The 14,400-nt window shown below is 63.8% G+C and carries 16 protein-coding genes and 1 pseudogene; 5 read left to right on the top strand and 12 right to left on the bottom strand.

Features of this window, described 5'->3' with window-relative positions:
- From FH061_RS19545 to FH061_RS19530, 4 genes and pseudogenes are all read left to right on the top strand, one after another.
- The coding region (locus tag FH061_RS19545) for a TRAP transporter large permease subunit (RefSeq protein WP_151637500.1) at positions 1-456 on the top strand (456 nt) is incomplete at its 5' end.
- Positions 457-669: 213 nt separating this feature from the next.
- Positions 670-1,446, top strand: coding sequence for an HpcH/HpaI aldolase family protein (locus tag FH061_RS19540; RefSeq protein ID WP_151637499.1), 777 nt, complete (start codon positions 670-672; stop codon positions 1,444-1,446).
- A gap of 27 nt (positions 1,447-1,473) precedes the next feature.
- Positions 1,474-2,391, top strand: a pseudogene (gene glxR / locus FH061_RS19535) (2-hydroxy-3-oxopropionate reductase); the annotation flags it as partial.
- 21 nt (positions 2,392-2,412) lie between these two features.
- Positions 2,413-3,684, top strand: a complete 1,272-nt coding sequence (locus tag FH061_RS19530; RefSeq protein ID WP_225984737.1) for a glycerate kinase type-2 family protein — start codon at positions 2,413-2,415, stop codon at positions 3,682-3,684.
- A 118-nt stretch (positions 3,685-3,802) separates the two neighbouring features.
- Here the strand turns inward: FH061_RS19530 and FH061_RS19525 are convergent, their stop codons facing one another.
- From FH061_RS19525 to FH061_RS30565, 3 genes are all read right to left on the bottom strand, one after another.
- Positions 3,803-4,555 (bottom strand): FadR/GntR family transcriptional regulator, encoded by a 753-nt coding sequence (locus tag FH061_RS19525; protein WP_151637496.1) that lies wholly within the window; start codon positions 4,553-4,555, stop codon positions 3,803-3,805.
- Positions 4,556-4,676: 121 nt separating this feature from the next.
- A complete protein-coding gene (locus FH061_RS19520) occupies positions 4,677-5,402 on the bottom strand; it encodes a FadR/GntR family transcriptional regulator (protein WP_151637495.1) in 726 nt (241 codons plus the stop codon).
- A gap of 298 nt (positions 5,403-5,700) precedes the next feature.
- On the bottom strand, positions 5,701-5,862 hold the full coding sequence (locus FH061_RS30565; RefSeq protein ID WP_192805145.1) for a hypothetical protein: 162 nt from the start codon (positions 5,860-5,862) through the stop codon (positions 5,701-5,703).
- Between FH061_RS30565 and FH061_RS19515 the strand changes: the two genes are divergently transcribed.
- Entirely contained in the window at positions 5,861-7,372 is a 1,512-nt protein-coding gene (locus FH061_RS19515) for an Ig-like domain-containing protein (RefSeq protein ID WP_192805144.1), read from the top strand. The two genes, FH061_RS30565 and FH061_RS19515, sit on opposite strands and share 2 nt — an antisense overlap.
- A 485-nt stretch (positions 7,373-7,857) precedes the next feature.
- On the opposite strand, the gene FH061_RS19505 is transcribed toward FH061_RS19515, so the two are convergent.
- From FH061_RS19505 to FH061_RS19465, 9 genes are all read right to left on the bottom strand, one after another.
- Complete coding sequence (locus FH061_RS19505) at positions 7,858-8,058, bottom strand: hypothetical protein (RefSeq protein WP_151637494.1); 201 nt, start codon at positions 8,056-8,058, stop codon at positions 7,858-7,860.
- A gap of 90 nt (positions 8,059-8,148) precedes the next feature.
- Positions 8,149-8,391 (bottom strand): hypothetical protein, encoded by a 243-nt coding sequence (locus FH061_RS19500; protein WP_151637493.1) that lies wholly within the window; start codon positions 8,389-8,391, stop codon positions 8,149-8,151.
- Between the two features lie 83 nt (positions 8,392-8,474).
- Positions 8,475-9,452, bottom strand: a complete 978-nt coding sequence (locus tag FH061_RS19495; RefSeq protein ID WP_151637492.1) for a 2-hydroxyacid dehydrogenase — start codon at positions 9,450-9,452, stop codon at positions 8,475-8,477.
- Positions 9,453-10,409 (bottom strand): sugar kinase, encoded by a 957-nt coding sequence (locus tag FH061_RS19490; protein ID WP_151637491.1) that lies wholly within the window; start codon positions 10,407-10,409, stop codon positions 9,453-9,455. It abuts the gene before it with no gap.
- Entirely contained in the window at positions 10,406-11,215 is an 810-nt protein-coding gene (locus FH061_RS19485; protein WP_151637490.1) for a sugar phosphate isomerase/epimerase family protein, read from the bottom strand. Before FH061_RS19485 ends, FH061_RS19490 begins: the two co-directional genes overlap by 4 nt.
- A gap of 26 nt (positions 11,216-11,241) precedes the next feature.
- Positions 11,242-12,027, bottom strand: coding sequence for an amino acid ABC transporter ATP-binding protein (locus FH061_RS19480; protein ID WP_151637489.1), 786 nt, complete (start codon positions 12,025-12,027; stop codon positions 11,242-11,244).
- An 11-nt stretch (positions 12,028-12,038) separates the two neighbouring features.
- Positions 12,039-12,851 (bottom strand): transporter substrate-binding domain-containing protein, encoded by an 813-nt coding sequence (locus FH061_RS19475; protein ID WP_151637488.1) that lies wholly within the window; start codon positions 12,849-12,851, stop codon positions 12,039-12,041.
- Between the two features lie 84 nt (positions 12,852-12,935).
- Entirely contained in the window at positions 12,936-13,589 is a 654-nt protein-coding gene (locus FH061_RS19470; protein WP_151637487.1) for an amino acid ABC transporter permease, read from the bottom strand.
- A complete protein-coding gene (locus FH061_RS19465) occupies positions 13,589-14,260 on the bottom strand; it encodes an amino acid ABC transporter permease (protein WP_151637486.1) in 672 nt (223 codons plus the stop codon). Before FH061_RS19465 ends, FH061_RS19470 begins: the two co-directional genes overlap by 1 nt.
- Positions 14,261-14,400 lie beyond the last annotated feature (140 nt).

The raw sequence follows: 14,400 nt of genomic DNA, 5'->3' as shown, positions 1-14,400 counted from the left end.
GTGGTGCTGCTGCTGATCGGTATCTCGGCGGTGTTCCAGCACCTGATGAGCCTGTATGAAGTGGCCGAGCTGACCGGCGAGATGATGTCGAGCATTTCCTCGAGCCCGTGGGCGATCTTCGCGATGATCAACATCATCCTGTTCCTGCTGGGCACCTTCATGGACATGGCCAGCACGATCCTGATCTGCACGCCGATCTTCCTGCCGATCGCGATGAAGTTTGGCATGGATCCGGTGCAGTTCGGCATGCTGATGCTGATCAACTGCGCGCTGGGGCTGAACACGCCGCCGGTGGGCACGACGCAGTTCGTGGGATGCGCGATCGGAGGCATCAGCGTGGGGCAGGTGATGAAGACGATCTGGCCGTTCTACGGCGCGCTGATCGCGGCCATGCTGCTGATCACTTACGTGCCGTCGTTCTCGCTGTGGCTGCCTTCGATTATGCTGGGCAAGTAAGGCCATAAGCAGAGCAGCACAAGCCGCCGGAACCATCTGGAGGCACCTGAATAACGGAGCGCCGGCTGGTGCTCCGTTATTCACAAGGAAACAAAAGAAAAAAGAAGCCTTGCCAGGCAAGCGTATTGTCTATAAAAACAACATGCCGGCCCGGACCGAAGCATCAGCAAGATCCCCGCACGCCGTCGTCCTACTTGATCCATCGAGGCTTCCATGAAAACCAATTCCTTCAAGGCACGATTACAGGCACGACAGCAGCAGATTGGCATATGGAGCATGCTTGCCAGCTGCAACGTCCTGGAAGTGCTGACTCAATCCAGCTACGACTGGGTACTGATCGACAGCGAGCACGCGCCCAATGACGTACCCATGGTGCTGGAGCAGCTGCGCACCGTTGCGCAGAGCGACATGCCGGCACTGGTGCGGCCCGCCGTCAATGACACCATCATCATCAAGCGCATGCTCGACATCGGCGCGCAGACGCTGGTGATCCCGATGGTGGACTCCGCCGACGACGCCCGCCGCGCGGTGGCCGCCATGCGTTATCCGCCGCTGGGCATCCGCGGCGTGTCGGCCGGCACCCGCGCCAACCGCTATGGCCGCGACGCCGATTACTTTGCGCAGGTCGACAACGAAACCTGCCTGGTGGTGCAGATCGAATCCGCCGCCGGCCTCGCCAGCATCGAAGAGATCGCCGCGGTCGATGGCGTTGATGCGCTGTTCGTCGGTCCTTCCGACCTGGCCGCCGCGCTTGGACATCTTGGCGACAACAAGCATCCCGACGTGCAAAAGCAGATTCATTCCGCGCGCGAGCGCTGCCATGCGGCCGGCAAGCCGATCGGCATCCTGATGCCGGATGCGGTGCTGGCTGCGGAATACGTGCGCAGCGGTTTCGATTTCGTCGCCATTACCACCGACATCACATTGCTCCGCAGCGGCGCTGAAGCAGCGCTGCGGAATCTCGCCGAATCAACCCGGCAAGGCGCCTGAGCGCTTGCCTGCCGCAAACGGCAGGCAGCCCGGCGTCGCTCAATCATCGTTAAGGAGAACTACATGGCAAACCTCGGTTTCATCGGACTGGGCATCATGGGCGCGCCCATGGCACTGAACCTGCAGAAGGGCGGACACCAGCTGTTCGTTCATACCCGCACCAAGCCGGCGCAGGATCCGCTCAACGGCCAGGCGACTTACTGCGCTTCGGCGGCGGAAGTGGCGAAAAGCGCGGACATCATTTTCCTGATGGTGCCGGACACGCCCGACGTCGAGAAGGTGCTGTTCTCGGAGAACGGCGTGGCCGCGGGATTGTCCGCGGGCAAGGCCGTTGTCGACATGAGTTCCATCTCGCCGATCGAGACCAAGGAATTCGCCAAGCGCGTCAATGCGCTCGATTGCGAGTATCTCGACGCGCCGGTGTCCGGCGGTGAAGTGGGCGCCAAGGGCGCCACCCTGACCATCATGGTCGGCGGCTCCGTCGAAGGCTTCGAACGCGTCAAGCCTTACTTCGAACTGATGGGCAAGAACATTACCCATGTCGGCGAGAACGGCGCCGGCCAGACCTGCAAGGTGGCCAACCAGATCATCGTCGCACTGACCATCGAAGCCGTCAGCGAAGCCTTGCTGTTCGCCTCCAAGGCCGGCGCCGATCCGGCGCGCGTGCGCCAGGCGCTGATGGGCGGCTTCGCCGCATCGCGCATTCTCGAAGTGCACGGCGAGCGCATGGTCAAGCGCACCTTCGATCCGGGCTTCCGCATCGAGCTGCACCAGAAAGACCTCAATCTCGCGCTGCAGGGCGCCCGCTCGCTCGGCGTCACGCTGCCCAACACCGCGACGGCGCAGGAACTGTTCAATACCTGCGTGGCCAACGGTTTCGGCAAGAGCGATCATTCCGCGCTGTGCCGCGCGCTGGAACTGATGTCGAATCACCCGATCGCCTGATCGGTCCGCATGCCTGCTGCCATGACCAGTCAACATCGGACCGCGCCGCGCGCGGATTTGCTTGACCTCTTCGGCGCGGCGGTGACCGCGGTCAGCGCGGCGGGCTGCGTGCCCGCGCACCTGCCCGCGCCGCCGGCAGGACGCACCGTCGTGATCGGCGCGGGGAAGGGCGCGGCGGCGATGGCGCAGGCGGTAGAGGCGCACTGGCAGGGCGAGCTGTCGGGCCTGGTGGTCACCCGCTATGGCCATGGCATGCCGACGCGCCGCATCGAAGTGGTGGAGGCGGCGCATCCGGTGCCCGACGCCGCCGGCGCGGCTGCGGCGCAGCGCATCCTCGCGCTTGCCGGATCGTTGAAAGAAGACGACCTGCTGCTATGCCTGATCTCCGGCGGCGGGTCTTCGCTGCTCGCGGCTCCGGCGGAGGGGCTTGCGTTCAGCGACAAGCAGGCGATCAACCGGGCGCTGCTACGCTCCGGCGCCAGCATTTCGGAAATGAATTGCGTGCGCAAGCATCTGTCGGCAATCAAGGGCGGCCGCCTGGCGGCGGCTTGCAAGGGGCGTGTCCATACGCTGCTCATTTCCGACATTCCCGGAGACGACCCCAGCCATGTGGCAAGCGGACCGACGCTTTCCGATGCCACCACCTGTGATGAGACATTGAACATCATCGCCAGGTACGGCATCGAAGTTCCCGCCGGTATCAAGGCCCGCCTGGCTTCCGGCGAACTGGAAACGCCCAAGCCCGGCGACCCGCGCTTTGCCGCTCACTCCCATGAAGTCGTCGCGACAGCCATGACGGCATTGGAAGCCGCGGCGCAAAGGGCGCGTGCGCTCGGCATGGAACCGCACATCCTGTCCGATCACATCGAAGGCGAGGCGCGCGAGGTGGCTGCCGCGCATGCGGACAGCGTGCGCGAACTCCGGCGGCGTGCGAAGGCCGGCGGCAAGCCGCAGGTGCTGCTGTCGGGCGGTGAAACGACGGTGACGGTGCGCGGCAAGGGACGCGGCGGACGCAACGCCGAATTCCTGCTGGCGCTGGCGGTGGCGCTCGATGGCATGCCCGAGGTGCATGCCATTGCCTGCGACACGGACGGCATCGACGGCTCCGAAGACAATGCCGGCGCGGTGATCGGTCCCGATACGCTGGCACGTGCCGCCACGGCCGGAATCGATGGCCGCGCCATGCTGGCCGACAATAACGGTTATGGCTTTTTCAGCGCGCTCGGCGATCTCGTCGTCACCGGTCCCACGCTGACCAATGTCAACGATTTCCGGGCAATCCTGGTTCTCTGAACCTGCAGCTGCCGCAACAAGCTAAAAGAAAAGGCCCGGAACCTTCCGGGCCTTTTCTTCAACCGCCGATACAGATTAGAGCTTGCCGGCGGGCTTGATCAAGCATGATCAAGCCCGGTTATGCCGGGCGCGGTTCTTCCGCGATGGCATTGCGCAGGCGCTCAAGGCTGCTGGTCAAATGGGCCAGCATGGCTTCGTGGGCGCGCTCGGCGTTGCCATCCGCGATGGCCTCATAGATGGCCTTGTGCTGCTCGTTCACGATATGCATGTACTGCTGGCGCGGCAGCGGCTGGAACTGATGCGTGCGGACCTGGGTGCGCGGGATCGCGCGGGCGCCGAGAAAACTGAAGGTGTCGGCGTAATAGCGGTTGCCGCTGGCGCCCGCGATGCTGTTATGGAATGCGAAGTCGGCGCCGGAAGTGTCGTCGCCGCGCGTGCGCTGTTCCACCAGTTCATCGAGCGCCGTCTTGATGCTCCGCAGTTCCTCTTCGCTGCGGCGCAGGGCGGCCAGATAAGCGGCTTCGGGTTCGAGGCAGATGCGGAATTCGAGCAGCTGCAGCACTTCGCGGATGGTCTGCACCTCCTTTGGGTCCGTGGCCACGCGTACCCGGCGGCTGGGTTCGAGAACGAAGGTGCCGATGCCATGGCGCGTCTCCACCAGGCCGTCCGCCTTCAGGCTCGATACCGCTTCGCGCACCACGGTGCGGCTGACCCGGTATTGCTCGATCAGCTCGATCTCGGTGGGAAAGCGGTCACCCGCCTTCAATTCGCCGTTCTGGATGCGTTCCGTGAGCAGTTCGACCAATTGCCGGCTGAGGCTGCCGACGTTGCTCCGGTTCGGGTTGTTGGACACTGCAGTGTGGATATCCATGGAGTTCAGATCAATATGGTCAAAAAGCGGAGGTGGAATTCATTTTACACCGGCGATTTGCGCGAAAGCCTCGTCATGACTGCCTGACGGAGGGCTTGCACGATCAAGCCGGCGCTATCCATCACTTGTCGCTGCCGAGGATGCGAATCATCGAGTTGTTGATGTGCGCGCGCATTGCCGCCGACGCCGCCTCCGGGTCCTGCCTTACGATGGCATCGATGACCGCCCGGTGTTCCTTGTCCGCCGACGCCATTCGCTGCGGCCCTTGTTCCCGCGACAGATTGCGCGACAGCGACATGCTGAACAGCGTCTGGCTGCGGATCGCTTCCAGTACCGACTGGAAGAAGGGATTCTTCGCCGCCATGGCGATCGCCATGTGCAAGGCGAAGTCTTCTTCCACCGCGATGTCGCCGCGCGCAGTCACCGTCTGCAGCCTCTGGTAGGCCGAATGGATGCGCTCGAGATCGGCCGCGTCGCGCATTTGCGCAGCGTGGCCGGCGGCGCCGGCTTCGATGCCGCGCCGGAATTCGTAGCACCGCTGGAAGTCGGCGACGCTGGCAATTTCAGTGAAGCTGAGCGCCGGCGCCTGCTGCGGACGTCCGACATAGCTGCCCGAGCCCTGGCGCGATACGATGATGCCGCCTGCCCGCAGGCGCGCCAGGGCTTCGCGGATGGTGGGACGGGAGACGCGGTACTGCTCGCTCAGCGCCTCTTCGCCGGGGAGCCGGTCGCCTTCCTTCAACTCGCCTTCAAGGATGGATTTCAGGATCGAGTTGTAAAGCACGTCGGCAAGCTTTTCGCGCTTCTTGGTCGGGTATGGAGCATTGAGGACAAGTTTGGACGCCACGGCGAAATCACGATTCCTGTTTGGCTTGCAAGATCGTTGTCCGCGTGGGGCGGGGAACAGCCCGCCCCACGCGGACTACGATCTTGCAGCGGTTGTAAGTTCAGACATCTTACAACATAGTGGCGATGAAGTCATTCCCGTGCAGTTGTAAAAACCATTGCGCTTGATAAATGCGTAATCGCCTTCGGCGCAAGGACCGGGACACAGGGTCTTGATGACAGCCCGTCATGCTTTCTGTAACAACGGGTAAGAGTGGGAACGGAGTATGTTTCCGGCAGACAGGCGTTCCTCGTTGGAACTATTCTCTGCCATCGCCTTCACCTGGATTTCTCATGCCTTGCATAACCATGCCGTCCTCTTCGTCTTCTTCGTCCTCTTCCTGCGTATCGCCCGCCCTTGATGCAAAACGCAGCAGCATCGCTGTGGCCATCACTCTGCTCTTTGCCGGGATGCCGGGCATGGCGTTTTCCGCTACCTTGCCGGTCGGTCCGGGAAAGCCATATTCCACACCCTGCAAGGCCATTGCCGCCGCGCAGGCCGGCGATGTCATCGAGATCGACGGAGCGCTCGCCTATACGGGCGACGTCTGCGGCATCTACGCGCATAACCTGACGATCCGCGGCGTCAATGGACGGCCGAAGATCGACGCCGGCGGCAGGAATGCGATGGGCAAGGGCACCTGGGTCGTGGTCGGCAATGGCATCACGATTGAAAATGTCGAGATGTTCGGAGCGAAAGTCCCCGATCGCAACGGCGCCGCGTTGCGGCTTGAAGGCACGGGCTTCACCCTGCGCGGCAGCTTCCTGCATGACAATGAAAACGGCATTCTTTCCGGCGCAAACACCGCATCCGACATCCTGATCGAAAACACCGAGTTCGGCCATAACGGTTATGGCGATGGTTATTCCCATAACGTCTACATCGGCCAGGCGAGAAGCCTGGTGTTCCGCAACAACTATTCGCACGATGCCAACGTCGGCCACAACCTGAAGTCGCGCGCGCATACCAACACCATCCTGTATAACCGGTTTTCAAGTACCGTTCCCGGCCAGGCAGGCACCACGGCAAGCGGACAGCCGAGCTATGAGATCGATCTGCCGAATGCGGGCACCGCCTATGTCATCGGCAATGTGATCGAACAGCCTTCGGCAAATCAGAATCCGGGCATGCTCGCGTTCGGCGCGGAAGGCGCGACCAATCCCGCCCAGGACCTCTACGTCGTGAACAATACCTTCCTCAACGACGACAGTTCGCGCGGCACGTTCATCCTGGTCGGCGCCTCGGTCACCACGCCGATCCTCATGCAGAACAATATCTTTTCAGGAGTGGGGGAAGCCGCAACGCAGGGTTCGGCAATCGACAAGACCAATTACCGCTCGCTCAGCCCGGCCTTCGTCAACCGAGCCGCCTATGATCTCCGCCCGGCCAGCGGTTCGCCCGTCATCAATGCCGGCTCCGCGCCGGGCAGTTCGCGCACGGGCGTCTCCCTGGCAGCCGTGTCGCAATACAAGCACATTGCCTCTGCCGAGCCGCGCGTACTCGACGGGCAGATGGATATCGGCGCCTATGAGGCGAGCGGAACGGTGCCAACGCCAACGCCAACGCCAACGCCAACGCCGACGCCGGCACCAGCACCAGCACCAGCACCAGCACCAGCACCAGCACCAGCACCAGCACCAGCACCTTCGACCCCCGATACGACGGCGCCAAAAGTTTCATTCGCGAGCCCGGGAAACGGTGCAACCGTTTCCGGAACCGTGCGTGTCTCGGTGCGCGCAAGCGACAATCGGGCAGTCTCGAGAATCATCCTGATGATCGACGGGAATCGGGTCGCAACAGCTGCAGGCGGCGCGCTCGATTACAGCTGGAGCACACGCTGGCTGCGCGGCACGCATACCCTGACCGCCATTGCCTTTGATACCTCGAATATCGAGGCGCGCAGCACTATTCAGGTGAGGGTTCAGCGATAGAAGGGCGATCGGGCGGGTGGCGGTTTGAGCGCCTCCTGCCCTAGGCTGTGTTTGATAAGCTGCTACGCAATCCGGATTGGCGCCTGCGGTGCTCGGCGTACCCTGCGTACGCGTGCGCTCCTCGGCACCACTCCGAACCGCTCGCAACGCTTATCAAACACAGCCTAGTGCGGGAGTGATGCCGGCGGCTCCACCAGGGATGCGCATGGGTGACCGGCAAAGGCTCTTTTTCGGATGAGGGGGAGGTAGCGAAGGGATGGTTCGACCTTCCGCGGTTTTGCGGAATCCCTCACCCCTACCCCTCTCCCGCCTGCGGGAGAGGGGTATTCTTTCTCCGCATCGACTTATTTCAAGTCCTTCAAGTCCTTCATGCAATTCATGCCTTCGCGCCACTGCCCGATTTCGTCGACCCCGCCAGGCCCAGTGGGCAGCGGGGGAATATCACGGCGAACAGCTTGACGGTGGAGCAACGGTAAAGGCAGGCATCAATTCTTTTTCTTCATGCTCTTCATGCCGCTGGAACGATAAATGGTGGCTGCCGGCAGCATCAGCAGTACCAGGGAAATGGTTCCCGCCTTCCAGCCGGCGAAAGCGCCAACGATGGCTGCGGCAATGCAGGCAAATGCGACGATGACGAACAGGACGACGCGCAGTGTCTTGTTGTCCGAGGTTTCATGATTGGCCATGGGGGGCGCTGGCAAGGGCGGAGTGCAAGGAAGGGGGAATAGTAGTCCATGTGCGCTTGCAAAGCCATCTCTCCGGCGGCGGAGTTTTTGTCAGGGCTGAGGCTTGTCCGGCTTTTCCGCGACCGTTCCAGGCCTGGCGGCATGCAGCGCATTGTCCAGGCGCAAGAATTCATCCCGTTCCGCCTCGGTGACAGCGCCATTGCGGATTTTCTGCGCGAGTTCCTGATGGCGTTGCCGTTGTGCCATCAGCTCGACGCTGTCGCCGATGCGAAAGCTGCCGGCTTCCGTCATGCCTTGCGTTTTGCCGCGTTCCCCGCGTTCCCCACGTTCCATTTACCGCTCCAGAGTGATTGAAGGTCAAAGCAGCGACTGCGAGCAAACATCATTGCCCTGCGAACAGCTTGCGCCGCAGCCTCTCAGCCCAATGCATACAGCGCCGCCGGCCGTTCCCCGGCCAGCGCCTGCAGGAGGTTGGTGGTGGCCAGCTCTGCCATGCCGTGCCTGGTTTCGTGCGTGGCCGAACCGATATGCGGCAGCGCGGTGACGCGCGGATGCAGGCGCAGCGGAGAATCGAGCGGCAAGGGTTCGGTGGCGAAGACATCCAGCCCCGCCGCCCGCAGGCGTCCATCATTCAATGCATCAAGCAACGCATCCTCCTGCACGATGGCGCCCCGCGCGCCGTTGATCAGGATAGCCCCCGGCTTCATCGCCTGCAACTCGCCCCGGCCTATCATTCCGCGCGTCTCCGCAGTCAGCGGCAGCGTCAGGACGACGATATCGGCTGCGGCAAGCAGCGCCTCCAGCGAGACCCGCGTGGTTTTTCCTTCCAGTCCCGGCGCCTGCACATCGCGGCGGCCGCTGTACAGCACCCGCATGTTGAAACCGAGCGCGGCCCTTCTGGCGACGGCCTGTCCGATGCGGCCGAAGCCGATGATGCCCATGGTCTTGCCATGCACGTCCCAGCCGAACAGGTCCTCGCCGATATTGCGGTTCCAGCGGCCTTCGCGCACATGCAGCGCCAGTTCGACCAGGCGCCGCGAGGTCGCCATGACCAGCGCGAAGATGGTATCGGCGGTGGTCTCGGTGAGCACGCCTGGCGTGTGGCAGAGCGTAATGCCGCGCTCGCGCAGTGCGGGCAGCGGATAGTTGTCGACGCCGACCGATATGCTGGAAATCACTTCCAGACTGGCGGCGCGCTCCAGCAGCCCGGCGTCGACCGGATAGCTGGAACCGATCATTCCCTGCACGCGGGGCAATGCCTGCTCGAACAGGGCAAGCTGTTCCGGCTTGCGCGGGTTGGCCACGATCACATCATGGGCGGCATGCAGGCGCGCCAGCTGATCGGGCGGCAGCTCGCGGAATACCAGGACGCTCTTGCGCGGGGCAGGCTGCATTCAAAGCCCCGCTTCGGCCAGCTGCGCCCTGGTCGGCAAGCCTTCGGTGTCGCCCAGTACCTGCACCGCCCGCGCGCCTATCCATGCGGCGCGGCGCACCGCCTGCGCCACCGGCAAGCCTTCCAGCAGCGCGGTGATGATGCCGACCGCGAAGCCGTCGCCGGCGCCGACGGTGTCGATCACCTTGTCGACGGGGAAGGCGGGCGCATAGCCGCTGGCTTCTTCATTGCCCCACTCGCCGTCGAAATAGGCGCCGTCCGGTCCCAGCTTGACCACCACCAGTTCCGCGCCGCGCTCGCGATAGAAGCGGGCGATGCCTTCGGGCGTCTGCTCGCCGGTGAGAAATCTTCCTTCTTCCAGGCCCGGCAATACCCAGTGGGCATGCGTCGCCATGCGGTTGATGCTGTCGCGCATCAGCTCCGGCGTTGCCCACAGGGTCGGCCGCAGGTTGGGGTCGAAGGAGACGGTGCGCCCGGCTTCGCGCATCAGGGTCATGGTCGCGAGCGCCGCTTCCCGGCAGGAGTCGGAGATCGCGGCGAAGACGCCGGTCGCATGCAGGTGGCGCGCCGACTGCAGCCAGGGCACATCGATGTCGGCCACCGTCATCTGGCTGGCGGCGGAACCCTTGCGGTGGTATTCCACCGGCGGATCGCTGCCGTCCGTGACTCGTCCCTTGAACTGGAAGCCGGTCCGCTGCGCGGGGTCGCACACCACATGCGAGCAATCGATGCCTTCGCGCTGCATCGCCTTGAGCAGGTAGCGGCCCATGGAATCGGTGCCGAGGCGGCTCGCCCACCCCACCTTGAAGCCGAGCCGCGCCAGTCCGATGGCCACATTGGTTTCCGCGCCCGCGGTGCGCTTGTACAGGGCTTCGGCATCCTCGATCGGGCCGGGGCGGTCCGTCACCAGCAGCAGCATCGCTTCCCCGAAGGTCACCACGTCCAGTGCCTGGCTCATTGCATTGTCTCCCTGGCGGCAGAGGCGGAAGCGGCCATGATGGCGCGCAGGCCGCTGATTTCGGATTGCGTCACGGCGAGCAAGTCATCGCCGATCAGCGGGTATTCGATCGCGCACGGCACGTTGGCAGGCAGCGCGCGCAGCAAGGAGCGCCAGGCGGCGCCCGACCGGGTCATCGGCACCGCCGCCCAGCGCTGCGCCTGATGCTGCACGCCCTTGCAATGGATGTAAGCCACGCGCGCGGCGAACGCTGAAGCCGCCTGCTGCGGACATTCGCCGGTCCAGTGCCAGTTGCCCATGTCGAAAGTCATCGGCAGCGAAAGCCCGGCCGCGTCCGCCGCCGCGAAAAACGCCTGCAGCGCATCGACCGTGCCGGCGCTATCGGTCTGGTCGTTTTCGATGACCAGTTCGATGGCGGATTCGGCCAGATGTTTCTTCAGCGCCGGCAGGAAAGCCGGCGATGCCGGTCCGAAATGCCCGATGGACATTTTCAGCCGCGCCGCGCCCAGGCGGCGGGCAATAGCGAAGGCGCGCTCGACGGCGGCCGCATCGAGTTCGCCGCCGCGGGCGAACATGCCCTCGGGACTGGAATACACCACGCGCAGTTTCAGCTCCCGCAGGCCCGCGGCAATGTCGTCGATCTCGCCGCCTGCATGGTGGTCGTCCCGCAGCAGTTCCCCGCGCACCTCGACGCCGTCGGCTCCGGCGGCATGCGCCAGCCTGGCGAACCAGAGCTGGCCGTGGCGTCCGACCTCGGCCGCGCCGAACGAGGAAAGGGAAATGAAGACGGCGGGAGAAAGAGTCATTGTGGGAAAGTTGGAAAGTCGGGAATCTAGTGGGAGCTCAGGATCTGGCCGAGGAAATTGCGCGTCTTCTCGTGTTGCGGCTGGCCGAAGAACTGCGCCGGCGGCGCCTGTTCGAGAATGCGCCCGTCGGCCATGAAGATGACCCGGTCGGCGACGCTGCGCGCAAACCCCATTTCATGCGTCACGCACAGCATGGTCATGCCGTCCTCGGCCAGGCCGACCATGGTGTCGAGCACTTCCTTGACCATTTCCGGATCGAGGGCCGACGTCGGTTCGTCGAACAGCATCACCTTGGGTTTCATGCACAGCGCGCGGGCAATCGCCACGCGCTGCTGCTGACCGCCCGACAGCTGGCTCGGATACTTGTTCGCCTGGTCGGGAATGCGCACCCGCGTCAGGAAATGCAGCGCGATGTCCTGCGCTTCCTGGCGCGTCATGCGTCCCGACTGCACAGGGGCGAGCGTGCAGTTTTCCAGCACCGTCAGATGCGGAAACAGGTTGAACTGCTGAAACACCATGCCGACTTCGCGCCGCACCGCTTCCACATTGCGCCCGCCGGCGGTGAGATCGATGCCGTCGACCAGGATGCGTCCGTGCTGCACGGTTTCCAGCCGGTTGATGCAGCGGATCAGGGTCGACTTGCCCGAGCCGGACGGTCCGCAGATGACGATGCGCTCCCCGGCTTTCACCCGCAGGTTCACATCGGTCAGTACCTGGAAACTGCCGAACCACTTGTTGATGCCTTCCAGGCTGATGATCGCCTGTTCCGGCGCGGCATCGTCACGCACCGCGGCGCTTGCGCTAGCTGTCATGGCCGCTCCGCTCAGCTGCCGGACATCGCCGGCAGGTCGGTTTCCAGCCATTTGCGATACAGCTTGTTGAGTTCGCCGTTGGCCTTGTTGCGGGCAACGAAATCATCCACGGTTTTCTGCAGCTCGGCCTGGCCGGGGCGCATGGCAATGCCCATCACCTGCTGGCGCAGCACGAACTTGTTTTCGAAGGTGTTGGCGGGAGCGCGCTTGTCGATCTGCGCAGCCACCGTGGTCGAGCAGCCGATCGCGTCCACCTGGCCCGACATCAGCGCCTGCATCGCCGAGGCGTCGTCATCGAAGCGGCGGATCTCGGTGCCTTCCGGCGCGGCGGCGGTCAGCGCGATGTCCTGCGTGCTGGCGCGGGCCACGCCGACGCGCACGCCCTTGAGGTCGGGCGCGGCCTTGATGTTGGCCTTCTTGGTGCCGTAGAGAACGATGGTCGCTGCCGCATACGGCTGCGAGAACTGCACCTGCTTGGCCCGCTCCGGCGTCACCGCCAGCGAAGCGACCAGCACGTCGACCTTGTTGGTCAGCAGGAAGGGAATGCGGTTGGGGCCGGTGACCGGCACCAGCTTGACATTCACGCCTAGGTCCTTGGCCAGCAGGCGCGCCACGTCGGCGTCATAGCCGTCGGGCTGGTTGCTGCTGTTCATCGTGCCGTAGGGCGGAAAGTCGACCAGCATGCCGACCGTGAGCTCGCCCTTTTTCTTGATGTCGGCGACCGTCTGCGCGGAAGCGGCCGTTGCGTTCATGCCGAGCGCGGCGGCGATGCCCAGCGCAAGCATCGACGATGTTGCAAGGCGGCGTTTGAAGAAGGATGTCATGGCAAGTCTCCTGTGGTCGTTGTTGGTTGTCTGTCGTGGATCAGGTGTTCAAGATGTGCGGCGTCAAAAATCGAGAGTGGTTCGCTACCGCGCCAGCGCGGCGTTGCGGCGGCGTTCCATGCGCCCGGCCAGCAGCGAGAGCGGCCAGCAGAGAATGAAATAGACGGCCGCGATCACGCTGAACACGATCAGCGGCTGGAAGGTGGCGTTGTTGATGATCTGCCCGGCGCGCGTCACCTCGGTGAAGCCGATGATCGCCGCCAGCGAGGTGCCCTTGATGATCTGCACCATGTAGCCGACGGTGGGCGGCAGCGCGATCTTGAAGGCCTGCGGCAGGATGACCTTCATCATGCGCGACCTGTAGGACAGGTTGAGCGCTTCCGCCGCCTCCCATTGTCCACGGGGAATCGCTTCGATGCAGCCGCGCCAGATCTCGCCGAGGAAGGCGCTGGTATTGAGGATCAGGGCGATGCCGGCCGCCACCCAGGGATTGATGTCGAGCCCGAGGATCGGCGCGCCGAAAAACACCAGGAACAGCTGCAGCAGCAGCGGCGTTCCCTGGAACACCAGGATGAAGACGCGCGACGCATGGCGCGCGAAGGCCAGGTCCGAGGTGCGGCTCAGGGCGATGACGAGGCCGCCGACCGCGCCGCCGAGGAAGGCGATCAGCGACAGCGCCACCGTCCACTGCGCGGCCTCCAGTATGAACCACAGGTCGCCGATGCCGAAGGTTCTCATTATCTGCGCTCCGGATAGCTCAGCCAGCGGCCGGAGATGAGTTTGAACACGGCGGAGAACGCCAGCGACAGCAGCAGGTAGATGATCGCCACCACGATATAGATTTCGAAGCTGCGGAAGGTCTGCGACTGCAGGTTGGCCGCCACGGATGTGAGGTCATCGGCCGAGATCGCCGACACCACGCTGGAACTCAGCATCAGCAGGATGAACTGGCTGGTCAGCGCCGGAAAGATCGCGCGCAGCGCCGGCTTGAGAATGATGAAGCGGAATACCTGCAGGCGGTTCAGGCTGAGCGCCAGCCCGGCTTCGATCTGTCCCTTCGGCACCGACTCGATGCCGGCGCGGATGATTTCGGTGGCATAGGCGCCGAGATTGACCACCATCGCCGTCAGCGCCGCGGTATGCGCGGACCAGCGCAGGCCGAGCGCGGGCAGCGCGAAAAAGAAGAAGAACAGCTGCACCAGGAAGGGCGTGTTGCGGATGACCTCGATGTAGGCGTTGACCAGCCAGCGCACGGGAGCCGGTCCTTCCGTCTTGCCCCAGGCGCAGATGATGGCCACCACCAGGCCGATCGCCATCGCGAGAAAGGACAGCTGGATGGTGACCCAGACGCCTTTCAGCAGCAGCGGCCATGCGGCCAGCACGTCTCCGAATTGAAATGTGTAATTCACGATGCTCCCGGCATGATGCGGCGGCTCATAAACGAGCTATACGACAGGCTCTACAAGGCGATGTAACGGGCTCTGCGATGGGGCCCTGAAAATCATTCTACTGAAACCGGTTTCAAAGCGCAAGAAACCGGTTTCAGAAA

It is taken from the genome of Noviherbaspirillum aerium, from assembly GCF_008929045.1.
GTDB classification, from domain to species: Bacteria; Pseudomonadota; Gammaproteobacteria; order Burkholderiales; family Burkholderiaceae_D; genus Noviherbaspirillum; species Noviherbaspirillum aerium.
The sequence above is the reverse complement of the archived record's forward strand: the minus strand, read 5'-3'. Positions and strand labels throughout refer to the sequence as shown.